This window comes from Termitidicoccus mucosus, from assembly GCF_038725785.1.
GTDB lineage: Bacteria > Verrucomicrobiota > Verrucomicrobiia > Opitutales > Opitutaceae > Termitidicoccus > Termitidicoccus mucosus.
Map to the genome: position 1 here is coordinate 3,875,938 of NZ_CP109796.1, position 13,598 is coordinate 3,889,535.

Here is a 13,598-nt window from a genome sequence, read left to right on the forward strand (position 1 = left end):
GACCGCATCGGGGCACTCGGTGGCAAGAGGGGGCGGGGTCTTCATGGCCTCGCCCCTCCTGTTTTCACCCAGGTGGTTTTCACGCCCCAGCGCTTGCCCGCGCCGGCGCCGGCGGCGGCCGTGCGGTCGAAGACGATGGTCGTGAGGGTGCCGCCGTAGTCGGCGCGAAATTCGTAGGTGCCGGGCTGGGTGCCGGGCAGGATCTGATCGGGCGAGCGCCAGACCTGCGGGATCAACTGCAGGTCGATGAGGTTGACAGGGCGGTTGGCGGAATCGGCCTCGGCCGCGATGTGGCGGCGCTGGATGTGGCGCAGCTCGTTGGCCGAGAGCCGCAGCTCCGCGCCGGCGAGCTCCGCGGCCTGCGCGGCGACCTGCGGCGAGGCGGTGCCGAGGGAGATGTCCCAGGTGACGGCGGGATCGGCGAGGGCTTTTTCGTAGAGGCCGAGCACGCGCTGGCCCTGCCACGTGATGCGGCCGTCGCGGGCGACGTCGACCTGATCGCCGAAGACATCCCTGAAGCCGTCGAGGAGCGCGGGTGTGGCCTCGGGGACGGCGGCCTCGAGCTTCGCATTAAAATCGGCCTCGATGGAGCGCGGGCGCTCGCCGGGCTTGATGAGGCCGAGCGCCTCGGCCTCGTCGCGGCCGATGTCCTCGACGCCCATGCCGGAGCCGAAATCGAACGGCGGCCAGGGCTTCCCGAAGCGGGAAATTTTTTCCCAGATTGCGTCGGACTTGAGCGCGATCATGCGCCCGCCGTAGAAGCTGCCGCCGGCGTTGGCCCAGATCGAGGCCCAGTCGCGCGGCTCCTCGCGGTCCTCGTGGCGCACGAGCTCCTGCGCGGGATACTCGTCGAGGAGGTCGGGGTCCTGGCCGGTCTGCCAGGCGGCGGCCTCGCGGGCGTCGGCGACGTTGTGCTCGTAGACGAGGCTGAGGCGGCGGTTGCTGGTGATGTCGGTGAGCTCGCCGCTGTCGCCGGGCGCGGCGCCGAGGAGCCGGCGCATGTCGCTGACGAAGTTCGCGCGGTCCATGCGGCCGGCGTCGGCCATGGAGAGGGCGTCGCGGATTTTTTGCTGCGCGGTGGCGACGGTGCGCAGGCTTTCCACCCGCGACATGAAAAACGCGCGCTCCTTGAGGCCGAGGTCCATCTGCGCCCACTGGGCCGACGACAACGCCGAGGCGACCGGAGTGCGGGACTCCAGTTGCGCGACGGCGGCGTCGAGGGGCATGGGCGCGAGGGTGAGCATGGGAGCGTATCCGTTTTATTGATACTTCAAAGTCCGCTGAGCGATTCGCCGGTGAGCGGGCGGCTTGCGGAGGAGATGACCTGCGAGCCGCCGCCGGATTGCACGACCGGGCCGGGCTCGGGATCGTCGGCGATCTCGACCGGCCACTTGCCGGCATTGAGCTGCTCGAGACGTTTCTGGTAGGTGCGCTCATCCTCCTTTTCGGTGTCGTTGAGCGGCATGAGCGCGCGGCCCTTGAGCTTGCGCACCACGGCGAGCACGGCGAGGTCGAGCAGGCTGGCCGGGATCTTGGCCGCGTCGCGATCAACGCGGTATTTCCCGCTGAACGCGATGGCCGCGCGGATCTCGACGACGGTGCGGGTGATCGCGGGGGGAAGCGGATCGGGCTGGCCCTCGGCCAGCACCTTGGTGCGCAGCGGCTCGACGAGCTTCGCGGTGCGCGACTCGTGCAGGTTTTCGAGGGTGATGGGTATCCAGCGGGACATGGGAAAAAGGAGCGCGGGCGCGGGCGCACCCGCGCTCCACGGGATCAGGCGATGGTGCCTTTCTTGAGGCCGAGGGTGGTGGTGATGATGATGTTCGAGTAGTGCTCGACCGAGATGTCGGTGAACTTGTCGTGCTCCTCGACATACACGCGGTGGCGGCCCGCGCCGGTGGGCGTGACGAAACGCTTGATGTTGGAGGGCTCGTCCTTCATCAGGCCGGAGCGAGCGTAGTAGGCGACGACCAGCTTGCCGACGATGTCGGCCTTGGCGTTCGCGCCCGCCTGGTAGACCGCCTCGCTCACGGTGAGCTTTTCGACCATGAGCTTGGCGGCGACCTGATCGGGCGAGAGATCGGCGCGGCGGCCGGCGTGCGGTGTGTTCTGACCTTCGTAGGCATCGGCGCGTGCGTCCCAGCCTTCACCGCCCATGAGCAGCCGGTTGGGGCGGATACCGGACTCGAGCTTGCAAGCGCGCAGGAGCTTGCGGATGTCGGAGTCGGGGTTGGCGGCTTCCGCGCCCCAGTTGAAGGCGGTGTTGTCGGCGGCGGCGAGCAGGCCGGCGACGGCGCGGCGCAGATCATTGCGCGTGAGCCGGCGCAGGAGGAAGCCGGTGTAGCGCTCGCGCCAGTCGGTGCCGAGCACGTCGTCGTGGTCGACGCGGATGGTGAGGCCCTTGTTGAGCGTTTTCGCGAGGGCGGTATCGTTGCCGAAATCGACGCGCTTGAAGGCGGCGCCGATCGCGCGGATGTCGTCGAGCTCGGTGAGGAAGAAGTCGGAATTGATCATCTTCTTGAACTCGACGAGGCGGGGGGACTCGACGGCGGGGGCGACCTGCTCGAGCAGATCGTCGAGGTTTTCGGGATCGTTCCAGCCCACGGTGTAGGCGGTGAGCGGCTCGCTGTAGTTGCGCGAGGCGAAGCGGCTCTCGTTGGAGGCGACAATCACGCCGGAGGCGATGTTGCCGGTGTCGGCACCGAGCGGCGCGGTGAGGAGGAGGGATTCAGTTTTCATGGAGGGAGCGCCGGCGGGAGGCCGGCAGTTTGAGTTGGAAGTTTAAGTTGAGGGCGTGTGACGGTTTGGAATCTGCCTTAGCCGGCGGTGACGACAGTCGGGATGCCGGCGATGGGATCGATCTCGACGAGGTCGCCGGCAGCGGCGGCGGCGGTGAGCGCGCGGCCCACGAGGATGTAGGTGCCGGCGGCGGCGGGGAGCGCCTGCACGCGGCCGGCGGCGGCGGGCACGACATAGCTGCCGGCGGCGATCTCGCCGGCGGCGCGCACGAGGATCGTGGTGTCGCTCGAGCCGAGCAGCGAGACGTTGACGGGATCTTCCGCCGCCTCGGCCTGATCGGTGATCACGCCGATGGGCTTGTCGGCCGCGGCGGCGGGCACGACGTGATTCGCGTCGGCGCCGAACTTGCCAAGCAGGTAGGACTCGCCGATGGCGGCGCCGGCGAACTTGGTGATGCGGCCGGCGTGCGTGCCTTCGGCGATGTTGCAGGCCGTCACGAGGCGGCGATGGCAAAAGCGGAAGGCAAACCAGGCAAACGCGACGATGGCGAAGGCGATGACGGCGAGGACGGCGAGCGCGGCGTTGATGAACGCCGGCGGATAGAAGTGAGAGGCTGCGAGGATATTCATGGTAGGATGAGTTGAGTTTAGGTGGAGGGCGCCCGCCGCGCCCGTTGGCTGTCGGCTTTGGCGTTTGTGATGTGTGGTTTGTTAGTTGGTGGCGGTGGTGAAGAGATCGGGTTTGGCGGCCTTCACGGCGGTGAAGGCGCGGTGATAGTCCTTGCGCGGATCGAGGCCGTTTTCCTTGCAATGCCTGGCCACGGCTTCGTTGATGGCGGTGATGCGTTCGGCGCTGGCGGCGACCTCGGCCTTGCGCTCGCCCAGGCCGGCGACCTTCGACTGCGTGTTGATCGCGGGCTTGAGCTCGGTGAGCCCGGCCTCGATGGCGGCAAAGTCGCTTGCGGCGACGAGCTTGCCGGTCCACTCGGCACGCTGGGCCTCGGTGATGCGGCCGGTGTTGATCGCAATGGTGACGACCTGCCCGGCGCGGGCGGCGCGCTCGCTGGTCGCGGCGGCCTTGGCGGTGTCGCGTTCGTCGCGGAGCGCGGCAGCCTCGTTTTGGGCGATCGTGAGCTGGGTTTTCATGCCGGGCAGGGACGCGGAGGCGGTGACGGCGGCTTGCGCAAACGGCACGGCCTCGTTGATAGCCGCGGCGAATTGCTCGTCCGTGGCGTCGGCGGCGACGGTTTTGCCGAGGGCCGCGAGGAGTTTGATGATGTGTTCTTTGTTCATGGCGGAAAAAGAGTCGGCGGGCTCGTTGAGGCCGATGGAGTTGCCGGGGATATTGGGGGTGTTGGTCAGGCCCATGGAGTAGAGCAGGACCGGGCGGAAGGCTTTGCGGCCTTTGTGCGTGATGGGGCGCATGCCCCAGCGCGGGCTGTGGAAGGCGTAGGGAGCGGCATCGCCGCTCACGAGCGACTTGCCCTCATCGTTAAAGGCCACGAAGCCATACAGGCCGTCGTCGCGCGCCTCCATTTTCTTGACGCGGGCGACGGCGCGCATGGGTGCGCCGGGATTTTTCTGAGCCCAGCGCGGATCGTCGGGGTGCCCGACGTAGTAGGGCGGCCCGCGGAAGAGGCGCTGCGCTTTGCCGAGGATGGAGTTGAAGTCGGCCGTCATCTCCTCCGCAGCGGCACGGTCGAAGACCTGCAGGCCCACCTCGTTGGGAAATTCCCCGTAGGGGGACAGGCGCACCCAGTCCTGATCGGCGGCGGGCGCAACATCGTTAAAAGCGGCAACCGCGGCCACGAGCCTTTCCGGGCCGGTTTCGTTAATCGCGACCACGCGCGCGGCAGGCTTGCAAACCCCCTTGCAATGGCTTGCAAACCCGATGCGCGGGGAAATACGGGCAAGCAGCCGGGGCACCGAAAAGGGAGGCTTATTTTTTGAGCTATTGGTTTTCATGGTTTCAAGGCATTGGCCACCCCTTCCACGGCGGCGGGGGCGAGGACTTTTTCCCAGGCGGCGGCGAGGGCGGGATCGGCGAGCAGGCGCGGCGCGTGCGCGGCGATCGCGGCCTCGAAGGCTTTGAGCGCGGCGGGGGTGTCGGCGTCACCGGCGCGCTCCACGACGGCGAGCGCGTCGAGCAGCGGGGCGAGCGCGGCGCGCTCGGCCCCGGTGAGCAGCGCCAGGGCGCGGGCGTTGTAGAGCGCGTCGGTGGCGCTTTCGTTGATGGCTTCGCGGCGCGCGGCTTCGTCCGCGCCGGGCGGGAAGGACGGGGCCGGAGCGGCGGGCGGGGCGAGCAGTTCGTCCTCCTCGTCGGGCAGCGGGCGCTGGTAGCGCTCGGCGAATTGCTTTTTGGAGATCGGGTGCCCGTTTTGCAGTGCGAACGCATCGACCTTCAGGTCGGTATCGATGTTCTTTTTGTCCGCGCCGCGCACCTGGAAGTAGGCCAGCACGGGCGTATCGGGGCCATACACATACTCGATGACGAGCCGGTCGAGCTTGGTCTGGAGCGACTCGGAGAGCCATTGCGCGTCGTCGGCCTCGAGCGCGGCGGACTCCTCGCCTTGCAGGCTGGCGCCCTGGCCCTGCCCCTGCCCGGCGCTGATGGTGGACAGATCGGCCCCGCGCCAGAGCGCGGCGAGGGCGCGGTCCATGCGCTCGACCAGCTTCGGGTAGGGCAGCTCGCCGGTGGTGGAAAACTCGATGGTCTTGATCTCGCTGGAGCGGTTGCGCACCCACTTGAATTCCTTGGCCGCCTCGGTGACGGCCTGGACGAGCTGTTTCCATTCCTCGCTGCCGGGCTGTGCGTCGGTCACACCCTCGATGCCGGGCATGCCGGCGCGCTCGCTGTAGATGAGCCAGTCGCGCAGCGGCAGGTGCTTGAAGGTCCAGGCGACGGCGCAGGCGATCGACACGCCGAGGCCCTTGGTGACCATCCACGCGCCGCGCTCCATCGCCACGCCGTCGTAGCCGTAGGGCTCCTCGATGAAGCGCATGCGGCCGGTGGTGTTCTCGAAAAACCAGAGCGGCACCTGCCAGAGCGTGGCGGTGTAGCGGCCCTTTGCCGCCGGCTGCCAGACGATGTGGTGTACGGCGTAGCGTTTGCCCTTCGCGTCCATCATCTGCCGGAGCAGGAGCGAGACGCCGCCCTCTTCGTCGAGGTCGAGCGCGTTGGTCACGCTCAGGTGATTATAAAAATGCTCGAGCGTTTCCTTTTGCTTCTCCGCCTGCTCGGCCTGCGCCGCGTCCTCGGTGTCGATGGTGAGGATCTCGTAACCGTGACGGGCGACGGCGGCCTTGGCCTTGGGCACGACGCACATGAGCGTGTCGTCGGTCTCCTCGATCGCATCCATGCTCATCGCGAGGTCGCGCAGCCGGCCGGCGCGGAACTCCTGCAACTGCCGGGTGAGCACGGCCGGGTCGAAATTCGCCAGCGGGTTGAAGCGCGAGCGGCGTTGCGCGCTGACGATGTCGAGGTTAAAGCCGGGCGTTGCAGTGCTCATAAAACGGTCCTCCGGTTGGTGAAGGGGATGGCAGGCTCGGCCACGAGTTCCCGGCCGGAGACAGCCTCGAAGGCGAAGGGCGCGGCCTTCGCGCTGCCGCCGATGGTCTCGGCCAGCCGCGCATAGGTGGCGGAAAGCAGGTAGTGGTTTTCGACCTTGTCGACGAAGTGCTCCTCGCCGGTCTTTTCATTGCGCTCCTTTTTGGACCCGGTGAGAAAGTGACGCCCGAGGATCTCGGCGGCGGGCGGCGAGCCGGTGACGACTTCGGGCAGGCGCAGGATCGGCTCCTCGCGCGTCTTTCCGTTCACCACATGCACGAGCCCTTCCTTGATGGTGAGAAGCTCGTTGATGATGGCTTGGATCGACTCGTCGCGGTTGCACTGGATGACCGGGTAGAACTTGCCCTCCTGAGTGATGCCGAGCTTGTGGCGCACGCCCTGCCCGTCCTTGAGCGCGAACTCCACGACGGCGGCGCGCAGCCCCTTCCACTTGGAGTTCGGACCATCCCACGCGAGGCCGCCGGGAAATTGGATATAGGCTTTCTCGGGATCGGCGATCGTGGGCCACTTATACTCGAGGAGTTCATGCAGCGCCCAAGTGATGTGCCGCGCCTCATCGGCGGCGGGACGCGCGTCGATGAAGAGGCACGAGAGGCCCATGCGATGAAAAAGCTCGATGGCGCGCGCCTTCACGCGGCCGAGTGCGATCTGCTCGGCGTAACGCAGGCGCACGTCGAGCGGATCACGCACCTCGCGGCAGGTGAACCAGCAGCGGTCGCCGGTGTCGAGCCCGCCGAAGCGCACGGCGGCGGCATCCGGGGTTTGCGAGAGGGTGAAGCGCGAGACCGAGCGCGCGCGCTCGATGATCGCCTGATCGAGCTGCTGGAGCGTGCTGCGCGGCATGGCCTGCCGGTCGCAGCAAAAGACGATCATCTGCTCGGGATCGGCGACGGCATCGCGCCAGTGCGCGACGATCTGCGCGAGGTCGATGGCGTCGATGCCGAACTGCGAGACGCGCATGGAGAACTTGCGTTCCTTGATTCGGTCGGGGCGTCGGCAAACCCAGCGGCCGACGCGGCGATCGAGCGGCGTGCCGGTGGTCGGATTGGCAAAATAATAGACGGCCTCGGGATCGTATTCGGCGATCACCTCATCGCTGCCGGGCCGTTTGAAAACGCCCTCCCAGCCGAGTTGGGGATCGGTGGGCCTCGGCGTGCCATCCATCGCCATGCGGCAGATCTGCGGCCAGTGTTCTTCGGGGCAAAAGCTGTCGCCGGTCTGAGAATCAATGAGCTCCCACACTTCCTGCGTGCCGGCTTCGAACTCCGCGTTCTGCCCGGCACCGGCGTAGCGCTGCGTGCCGATCACGAGCGAGAAGCGCAGATCGCTGGAGGTCATGCGTCCCTTGAGGTATTTCGCGCGATCGGGCGGGATGTCGTCTTTTTCATCCTGCGACACAGCGACATCATGCGCGTACCGGACAAGTCGATGACCTCGGGGCGGAACTTGCCGTCGACCACGCCCTGCACGAGGTCGTCGTCGGGCAGGTAGTAGCCGACGTTGCGGAAGGCGACGCCGGTGATGTAGGCGTTGAAGTTCAGGCCAAGGATGGTCTTGCCCCACTGGGCGCCGCCGCACACGGCGAGCGAGGCGTCCTTGAGCGGCTTGCCGGTGTGCGAGCCGAGGATCTCGTCGATGCGATCGGCGATGCCGGCGATGGCCTCGCGTCCGTCGAACGAATACGGTGCGGAGCCGTGCTTCGTTTTCACGCGGGCGTGCTTGTCCAAAAATTCGCGGTAGGAGCGAACGTCCGGCACCTCGGCGAGTTTTTCCCTGGAGGAAATCTTCGCGTCGAGCGCGGCGATGGCGGAGGTCGATTTGCGACGGTCGCTCATGCCTCGCCCTCCGTGCTGCGCAGGACCGCGGCCTTGAATTTTTCAAACAGCTGCAGCGCCTCTGCATTGCCCTTGATTTCGGCGTGCAGCGCGTCGAGTCCCTTCTCGATGTCGCTCTTCACCTGCTGCCGGAATTTGTCGAGGTTGAGCGCGAGCTCCTTTTGCTTGAGTTGCAGCCGGGCCGAGTCGCCGATGATCTTGGCCAGCGTGGCGAGGTCGCTCACATCGGAACCCTGCGTGCGCGACAAGACGAAGGCGCGCTCCTGGATGAGCGCGAGCGTGGCGGCGTTAAAATCCTCGCCGGTGGACTTGGCGGCCTCGCGCACCTGCGAGGCAAACTCGCGGGCGTGCTCGCTGCTGCGCTGCCAGCATTGCGTGGCATAGAAGTTCACCAGCGCGCCGATGGAGGTGCGCACGTTGAAATCCTGCCAGAGGCGATCGCGCGCGATTTCGTAGGAGACGTTCTCCTCGGCCAGCCAGCGCACGAGCATCTCGCGCTGGTGAGGCGGGAGCGACTTGAGCTTGGCGTCTGAGCGTGGCTTTTTCAAAGGAGTGTATTCGTTTTATTGATACTTGTTAAAGGGTGCCGCGGTTCGCCGCCGCGGCGCGGCTCACGCTTGCGACGGCGCGCGCGGCGTGGCGCATCCGGCGTTCGACCCGGCGTGACGAGGAAATTGCAGCCGGCCGGCAGCGTGGGAGGTCAACATGCGAAACCCCTCCGTATTGCTTTCGCGGCGGAAGGACGGCGCCGCGCCCGATGATCGGCGGGAACCGGCCGGCTGGTTATGGCCCCTGACGTTATCATGACGGGGGAAATCATTGCTTGAGGGCGGCACGCCCGGTGGTGGTGATGGTCCAGGTGCGGGCATCGTCATCGAGCGGCGCGGGCACGTAGTCGGCGAGCCGGCGGTCGCGCAGCCAGGAGAGCTCCTGCCGCAAGTCGGCGAGCGTGGTGCCGGGCAGGCGCTGGCACACGCAGGTGAGGAGCCCCTCCTGGGTGAGTGTGCCGTGGGGCGCGCCGGCGAGCTCGGCGAGGATGGTGGTGCGGAGGACGGCGGGTGACATGGCTACAAAAGTCCTTTCGTGGTGCGCAGGAGCTCGACGGTCTTGCGCGGGGTTTCGCCGACCTCGGTCGCGAGCTTGTCGATGCGGTCGTGGATGCGGATGTCGCGCTGTTCTCCGTCGGAGGAGATTCTTTCGAGGCCCTCGCGCAGCTCGGCCAGCTCCTGGTTGACCTCGCCGCGCTCGCGGCCGATGCGACCGTGCACGTTGGTGAGCTCCTTCGAAAAGGTCTCGCGGTCCACGTATTGCCGGTGCAGCGGCGGATCGGCGCGCGGCTCGAGTTGCGCGGCCTCCTCGCGGCGATGCTTGAGAAAGTCCCAAAGCCAGCGCGACAGGAGGATGATGACGAGCACGGCAGTGCCGATGGTCTGGACACTGATCGGCTCGGTGGTTTGGGCGAGGAGGGGGATCATGGGCATGCGAGAAATGCGAGAACGAGGAACAGCCACCAGGATTCGTTGCCGTGGAGGGCAAAAACCACGCAGGCCGCGAGGCAGGCCAATGCGAAGACCGAGCGGCAAATGATTTCCACCGTGCACTTCATTTTTTGATCAACGCCTCCAGTTCGATGATGCGGCGCACGTAGCGCACCTCGGCGGCATCGCGCTCGGCGATGTAAGCGGGTGAGACGAGCTGCAACTCCGCAGTGAGCGTGACGGTATTTTCGATTTTCGATTCTCGATTCTCGATTTCGTTCACCGCGACGGAGCGCAGTTGATTTTCGGAGGCGGCATCGGGAAGCGTGATGACGGTGCCGGGCGGCAGCGCGACGCGGTAGGCGTTACCCTGCGCCGTCACCGCCGCGCTCGGGCGTGGTGAGGTCGCGCAGCCGGCGGCGAAACACATCGGCAGAAGCAAAATCGCCGCTGCGCTCCAGGCGCTCGATTGCGCCGGGGAGCGTCGCGATCTCGGCCGCGCGGGCCGCGGCAGACTCATCCGCCGGAGTGCTGCGCAGGCGCTTCTGGATATGCTCGACCACCAGCGGCACGATAGCCGCGAGCACGGGGATGAGGGCGATAATGATGTCGAGCATCGGGCCATCTGTATTGGTTTTATCGATACGGTATGTCTGCGGCCTGCCTCTCTCGCGCTAGGTGAGATCCTTCACCAGCCGGTGCAGGAGGGGCTCGACGCCGTATTTCTCGGCGGTCGCCTTGATCTGGTCCTTCACTTTTTTCTCGGCGGCGACCACCTCGGGAATCGTGGTGGCAAGCTCGATGCCCTTGACGAGGGTCTCGTTCAGCTTCTGCGCGGACTTTTTGCTTTTGTTTTGCCAGATCGCGATGACCGACGGGATGAAGGCGACCGCCGCGGCGATGAAGCCGGTCGAGAGATACCAGGGCGTGGCGGAGGAGACAACGGTATTGGCGGCGGCGGTGTCGCCGGCGAGGACGAGGAGCGGAAGGCTCACGAACGCGAACAGCATCGCGAGCATGACGAGGAGGAACGGTTTGGTTTTCATGGGTGGGAAAGAGGAGGATCAGGAACGGGAGGTTGCCCTGGCGGCGCGGGGGCGTTTAGATGCCGGGGATGAATGAGCCCGGCCCCTGGACTTTGTTTGAGATGCTTGTGCGCGTGCGGCCTTCGCCGCGGCATCCCCAGTATTGGAATTTCGAATGGGGGATTCTGCACATTGTGCTTTACGCGCCTTCGGGCGAGGATGCGGCGGGGCGGGCGGCTGCAATAACGGGACAATTGCCGTATGAAACGGCGAGCCCGCGCGTGAGGTTTCGCGAAGTTCCCTCCGCACCAGAGCCGCGCTTATTACAAGCCGTAGAGGATGCGCGGCATTTGGGAGTCGGCATTTTCCTGATCGGCGCGCCGACTGGCTCGGATGAGATCGAAGGGTTTGACGAGCGCGACTCATAGGATCTCCCCCGAGGGTTTGAGGATGGCGCCGCTCGCATTGTCGGCGGCGCGGCGGGCGCACTCGCGCTTCCACCATTTGGCCACATTGCCGGGGCTCGCCACGCCCTCGGCGGCGGCGGCTGTCACCCAGTTTTCGCCGGCATTCACTCGGGCAACCACGCGGCGGTAGTCCGCGAGGGTGGCGCCATTGACGGCGCGGGCCGGCGGCTTCGCGCGCGGCGCGACGAGGATGCCGCGCGCGAACTTGAAAAACATTTCCTCGCTGCCGGTGAGCTTGATGAGGCGCCCGGCGGCGTGCAGCGCGACCTCGACCTCGCCGGCCTTGACGACGGGCGGGGAAAATGCGAGGATTGGGATCGTGGTGGTGACGGCTGCGCTCATGCGCCGGCCTCCGTGGTTGGGGATTGCGATGAAGTGGCCGCAGACGCAGGCTCACGGCGCATGAAGACCTTCGAAATCTTCCTTAAAAACGGAACCGTGGCCCGCGTGCACGCGGCCAAAATCGACCTCGCCGGCGAAGCCAAAGGGGTATTATACACAGCCGGCATCGGCGGCGGCTGGACGCTGACGGACGAGGCGGGCGAGATCGTGGCGGAATTTCTTCCCGAGCAGGTGGCGGGCTTTTCTAGCAAGCTGGCAAGCGAAATGCAAGACGGCGGCAGCCCGCGCATAAGCTCGTGATCGGCGGGGATGCGCACATGCCCGCCGCTGGCGAACCGGATATCCCAACCCAAGACTTTTCCATCCACGATTATCTCCCGGATGCACTCGACGCGCTCCGGAGACAGCCACGCGCGCGGACGCTCCGTGCCGTTGACGGAGCCGGCGTTTTCTGCTTCGCTCTGCGTTGCTGTGGTGACTGCCGCACTCATGGTGAGCGCAGTATCACACAAAGGAGGGCAAGGGGGTTAGCCGCAGCTTGGTTAGCTTGCTTAACTCAGGGGTATTTTTATCCCCACCCCGGTTTGGGCGTGCACCGCACGCGCGAGGGATGTCATGACGGGAGCATGAAATCCCTCACCAAAAAATCGCTTGGCAAACTCACCGCGGCGCTGCGGGAGCGCGCCTGCTTCACGGCAACGGATGCAGCCCATCGGGATTTTCTGGATGCGGCTTCCCGTCGCGTTCGGCGTGCTTCCAGAGGCCCTGGCAGCCGTCCGTCTCCCAAGAGTCGGCAAGCAGGTAGGCGAGAAATTCCCTGAGCCCCATGCCGGGCGCCTTGCCGGTTTGCGCCGCGGCGAGGGCGAGCTGGGCCGCCCACTCGATGCGGCGGCGCACCAGCCATGCCTCGAGTGCCGACAAGTCGAAGGAGGTGTCGCTCGCGGCGAGCCGGCGCATCTTTGCGGAAATGGCCTTGCGCGTGGCAAACTCGTGCTTGCAGGCGGTAAACCAAAAGTCGGGCGTGTCCTCGGGCGGCAGTTCCGGGGGCCACTCGCGCGGCAGCTGCTCTCCGAGCCAGCGCAGCATGTTCATCGCTTCATCGTAGGTTTCGAGGCGGTCTGCTCCGGGGCTCATGGGGGAGGGAGTTGTTTTTGGAGGCGCTTGAGCTTTTCCTGCATGGCGGCCACTTCCTGGAGCATGGTCGCAACCTGCTGGTGCCAGTGGCCGGGCTCGGCGCGAAGTTCCCCGGCAAGGATGTCGAGGATGCGCTGGCTTTGGGCGGTGGGGCGCGAGCCGTTGATGGCGCGCGAGACCGAGGCAGGGGCGAGGTCGTGGGAGGCGGCCCATTGGGCGATGGTGAGGCCGTGGCGGGCGAGGTAGTCGTGGACTGCCTGCTGATCGAGGTTGTAATGCTGGAGGGGCTTTTCCTGGGGGTGATAAAGGGTGCGGTATTTGTCGAGCGTGTGCCAATTGCGCCCGGCGTTTACCCATTCGCGCCAGGCATTGTAGATGCGCTTGGCGGAGAGGCCGGTGCGTTTTTTCCCCTCGAAGTCGGTGCCTTCGTAGCGCTCGGCGATCCAGCCGGCGCAGTCCTGCTTGACCTTGGCGCGGTCCATTTCGAGGCAGCGGTCGAGCCGGTCGAGGATGAGGGTGCGGCGGTTAAGCGGCAGGGACTGAAACTCGGGGTCGGCCGCGGGGTCGCGGTAAGGCGGTATGGGCTGGCGCTTGCGCTTTCCGAACATGGCAGGGGGATTAGCTGTATGATAGCTTTAGGGTGGAACGCAGCGGGCAATCGGCATGGGGGCACTGAATCACGAGCCGGATTTCGATTTTTTTGCCCCGCGAGCAAGTGCATCTCCGCCAATCGCCATGGTTCCCGTATTACCCTTGGCGTTGATTTTGATAGCAGCACCCCGCGGAAGAACCACTTCATCTGGAACAATCACCCCTAAGTCGCGTTTCATTTTTTCGGCAATGGCATCGCGTATAAATTGGGATAGAAGAAAGCGTTTTTTCCGGAGCCGCTCTTGAAGGGTTTGCTTAAGAGTGCGATCCATCCAGATGGATACCATCACTTGGGTCTTGCTGCGTTGATTGCTCATTAAGGGGGAATGTTTAAACAAAAGAGAATCAATCCTCGTAGAA

Annotated in this window: 20 protein-coding genes; 2 read left to right on the forward strand and 18 right to left on the reverse strand. The window is 65.8% G+C overall.

Translation table 11 applies throughout. The features are described 5' to 3' along the window. Nucleotides 1-41 precede the first annotated feature (41 nt). The 14 genes from OH491_RS13520 to OH491_RS13585 all read right to left on the reverse strand — a co-directional run bounded on the left by OH491_RS13520 (nucleotide 42) and on the right by OH491_RS13585 (nucleotide 10,665). Nucleotides 42-1,244, reverse strand: a complete 1,203-nt coding sequence (locus OH491_RS13520; RefSeq protein ID WP_068770789.1) for a hypothetical protein — start codon at nucleotides 1,242-1,244, stop codon at nucleotides 42-44. A 26-nt stretch (nucleotides 1,245-1,270) separates the two neighbouring features. Continuing rightward, nucleotides 1,271-1,729, reverse strand: a complete 459-nt coding sequence (locus tag OH491_RS13525; protein WP_068770788.1) for a hypothetical protein — start codon at nucleotides 1,727-1,729, stop codon at nucleotides 1,271-1,273. Between the two features lie 44 nt (nucleotides 1,730-1,773). Continuing rightward, nucleotides 1,774-2,739 carry a hypothetical protein gene (locus OH491_RS13530; RefSeq protein WP_068770787.1) on the reverse strand — a complete coding sequence of 322 codons (966 nt, stop codon included), beginning with the start codon at nucleotides 2,737-2,739 and terminating at the stop codon, nucleotides 1,774-1,776. A gap of 77 nt (nucleotides 2,740-2,816) precedes the next feature. Then, the gene (locus OH491_RS13535) at nucleotides 2,817-3,368 is read right to left on the reverse strand and encodes a capsid cement protein (protein ID WP_068770786.1); all 552 of its coding nucleotides are present in this window, start codon (nucleotides 3,366-3,368) and stop codon (nucleotides 2,817-2,819) included. Nucleotides 3,369-3,449: 81 nt separating this feature from the next. Further along, the gene (locus OH491_RS13540; protein WP_068770785.1) at nucleotides 3,450-4,703 is read right to left on the reverse strand and encodes a hypothetical protein; all 1,254 of its coding nucleotides are present in this window, start codon (nucleotides 4,701-4,703) and stop codon (nucleotides 3,450-3,452) included. Then, nucleotides 4,700-6,247: a phage portal protein family protein gene (locus OH491_RS13545; protein ID WP_068770784.1), complete on the reverse strand. Its 1,548-nt coding sequence runs from the start codon at nucleotides 6,245-6,247 to the stop codon at nucleotides 4,700-4,702. Before OH491_RS13545 ends, OH491_RS13540 begins: the two co-directional genes overlap by 4 nt. Beyond that, nucleotides 6,244-7,644, reverse strand: coding sequence for a hypothetical protein (locus tag OH491_RS13550; protein ID WP_342751062.1), 1,401 nt, complete (start codon nucleotides 7,642-7,644; stop codon nucleotides 6,244-6,246). Before OH491_RS13550 ends, OH491_RS13545 begins: the two co-directional genes overlap by 4 nt. Then, nucleotides 7,641-8,141 carry a hypothetical protein gene (locus OH491_RS13555; RefSeq protein WP_342751063.1) on the reverse strand — a complete coding sequence of 167 codons (501 nt, stop codon included), beginning with the start codon at nucleotides 8,139-8,141 and terminating at the stop codon, nucleotides 7,641-7,643. The genes OH491_RS13550 and OH491_RS13555 overlap by 4 nt, the downstream gene beginning before the upstream one ends. Next, nucleotides 8,138-8,689 carry a hypothetical protein gene (locus OH491_RS13560; protein WP_068770782.1) on the reverse strand — a complete coding sequence of 184 codons (552 nt, stop codon included), beginning with the start codon at nucleotides 8,687-8,689 and terminating at the stop codon, nucleotides 8,138-8,140. The genes OH491_RS13555 and OH491_RS13560 overlap by 4 nt, the downstream gene beginning before the upstream one ends. 268 nt (nucleotides 8,690-8,957) lie before the next feature. Continuing rightward, the gene (locus OH491_RS13565) at nucleotides 8,958-9,206 is read right to left on the reverse strand and encodes a hypothetical protein (protein WP_068770781.1); all 249 of its coding nucleotides are present in this window, start codon (nucleotides 9,204-9,206) and stop codon (nucleotides 8,958-8,960) included. A 2-nt stretch (nucleotides 9,207-9,208) separates the two neighbouring features. Next, entirely contained in the window at nucleotides 9,209-9,622 is a 414-nt protein-coding gene (locus OH491_RS13570; protein WP_145928846.1) for a hypothetical protein, read from the reverse strand. 121 nt (nucleotides 9,623-9,743) lie between these two features. Next, entirely contained in the window at nucleotides 9,744-10,049 is a 306-nt protein-coding gene (locus OH491_RS13575) for a hypothetical protein (RefSeq protein WP_145928845.1), read from the reverse strand. Further along, nucleotides 9,985-10,236: a hypothetical protein gene (locus OH491_RS13580; RefSeq protein WP_068770778.1), complete on the reverse strand. Its 252-nt coding sequence runs from the start codon at nucleotides 10,234-10,236 to the stop codon at nucleotides 9,985-9,987. Before OH491_RS13580 ends, OH491_RS13575 begins: the two co-directional genes overlap by 65 nt. Before the next feature lie 57 nt (nucleotides 10,237-10,293). Further along, nucleotides 10,294-10,665 (reverse strand): hypothetical protein, encoded by a 372-nt coding sequence (locus OH491_RS13585; protein WP_068770777.1) that lies wholly within the window; start codon nucleotides 10,663-10,665, stop codon nucleotides 10,294-10,296. Nucleotides 10,666-10,733: 68 nt separating this feature from the next. Between OH491_RS13585 and OH491_RS13590 the strand changes: the two genes are divergently transcribed. After that, nucleotides 10,734-11,072: a hypothetical protein gene (locus OH491_RS13590; RefSeq protein WP_145928842.1), complete on the forward strand. Its 339-nt coding sequence runs from the start codon at nucleotides 10,734-10,736 to the stop codon at nucleotides 11,070-11,072. Here the strand turns inward: OH491_RS13590 and OH491_RS13595 are convergent. Next, nucleotides 11,067-11,453 (reverse strand): hypothetical protein, encoded by a 387-nt coding sequence (locus OH491_RS13595; RefSeq protein ID WP_068770775.1) that lies wholly within the window; start codon nucleotides 11,451-11,453, stop codon nucleotides 11,067-11,069. The two genes, OH491_RS13590 and OH491_RS13595, sit on opposite strands and share 6 nt — an antisense overlap. Before the next feature lie 60 nt (nucleotides 11,454-11,513). On the opposite strand from OH491_RS13595, the gene OH491_RS13600 reads away from it, so the two are divergent. Further along, entirely contained in the window at nucleotides 11,514-11,753 is a 240-nt protein-coding gene (locus tag OH491_RS13600) for a hypothetical protein (protein WP_068770774.1), read from the forward strand. A gap of 390 nt (nucleotides 11,754-12,143) precedes the next feature. On the opposite strand, the gene OH491_RS13605 is transcribed toward OH491_RS13600, so the two are convergent. The 3 genes from OH491_RS13605 to OH491_RS13615 form a co-directional block, all read right to left on the reverse strand. Next, on the reverse strand, nucleotides 12,144-12,587 hold the full coding sequence (locus tag OH491_RS13605) for a hypothetical protein (protein ID WP_068770773.1): 444 nt from the start codon (nucleotides 12,585-12,587) through the stop codon (nucleotides 12,144-12,146). After that, complete coding sequence (locus OH491_RS13610; RefSeq protein WP_068770772.1) at nucleotides 12,584-13,195, reverse strand: hypothetical protein; 612 nt, start codon at nucleotides 13,193-13,195, stop codon at nucleotides 12,584-12,586. Before OH491_RS13610 ends, OH491_RS13605 begins: the two co-directional genes overlap by 4 nt. A 69-nt stretch (nucleotides 13,196-13,264) precedes the next feature. Next, nucleotides 13,265-13,555, reverse strand: coding sequence for a hypothetical protein (locus OH491_RS13615; RefSeq protein WP_068770771.1), 291 nt, complete (start codon nucleotides 13,553-13,555; stop codon nucleotides 13,265-13,267). Nucleotides 13,556-13,598: the final 43 nt, after the last annotated feature.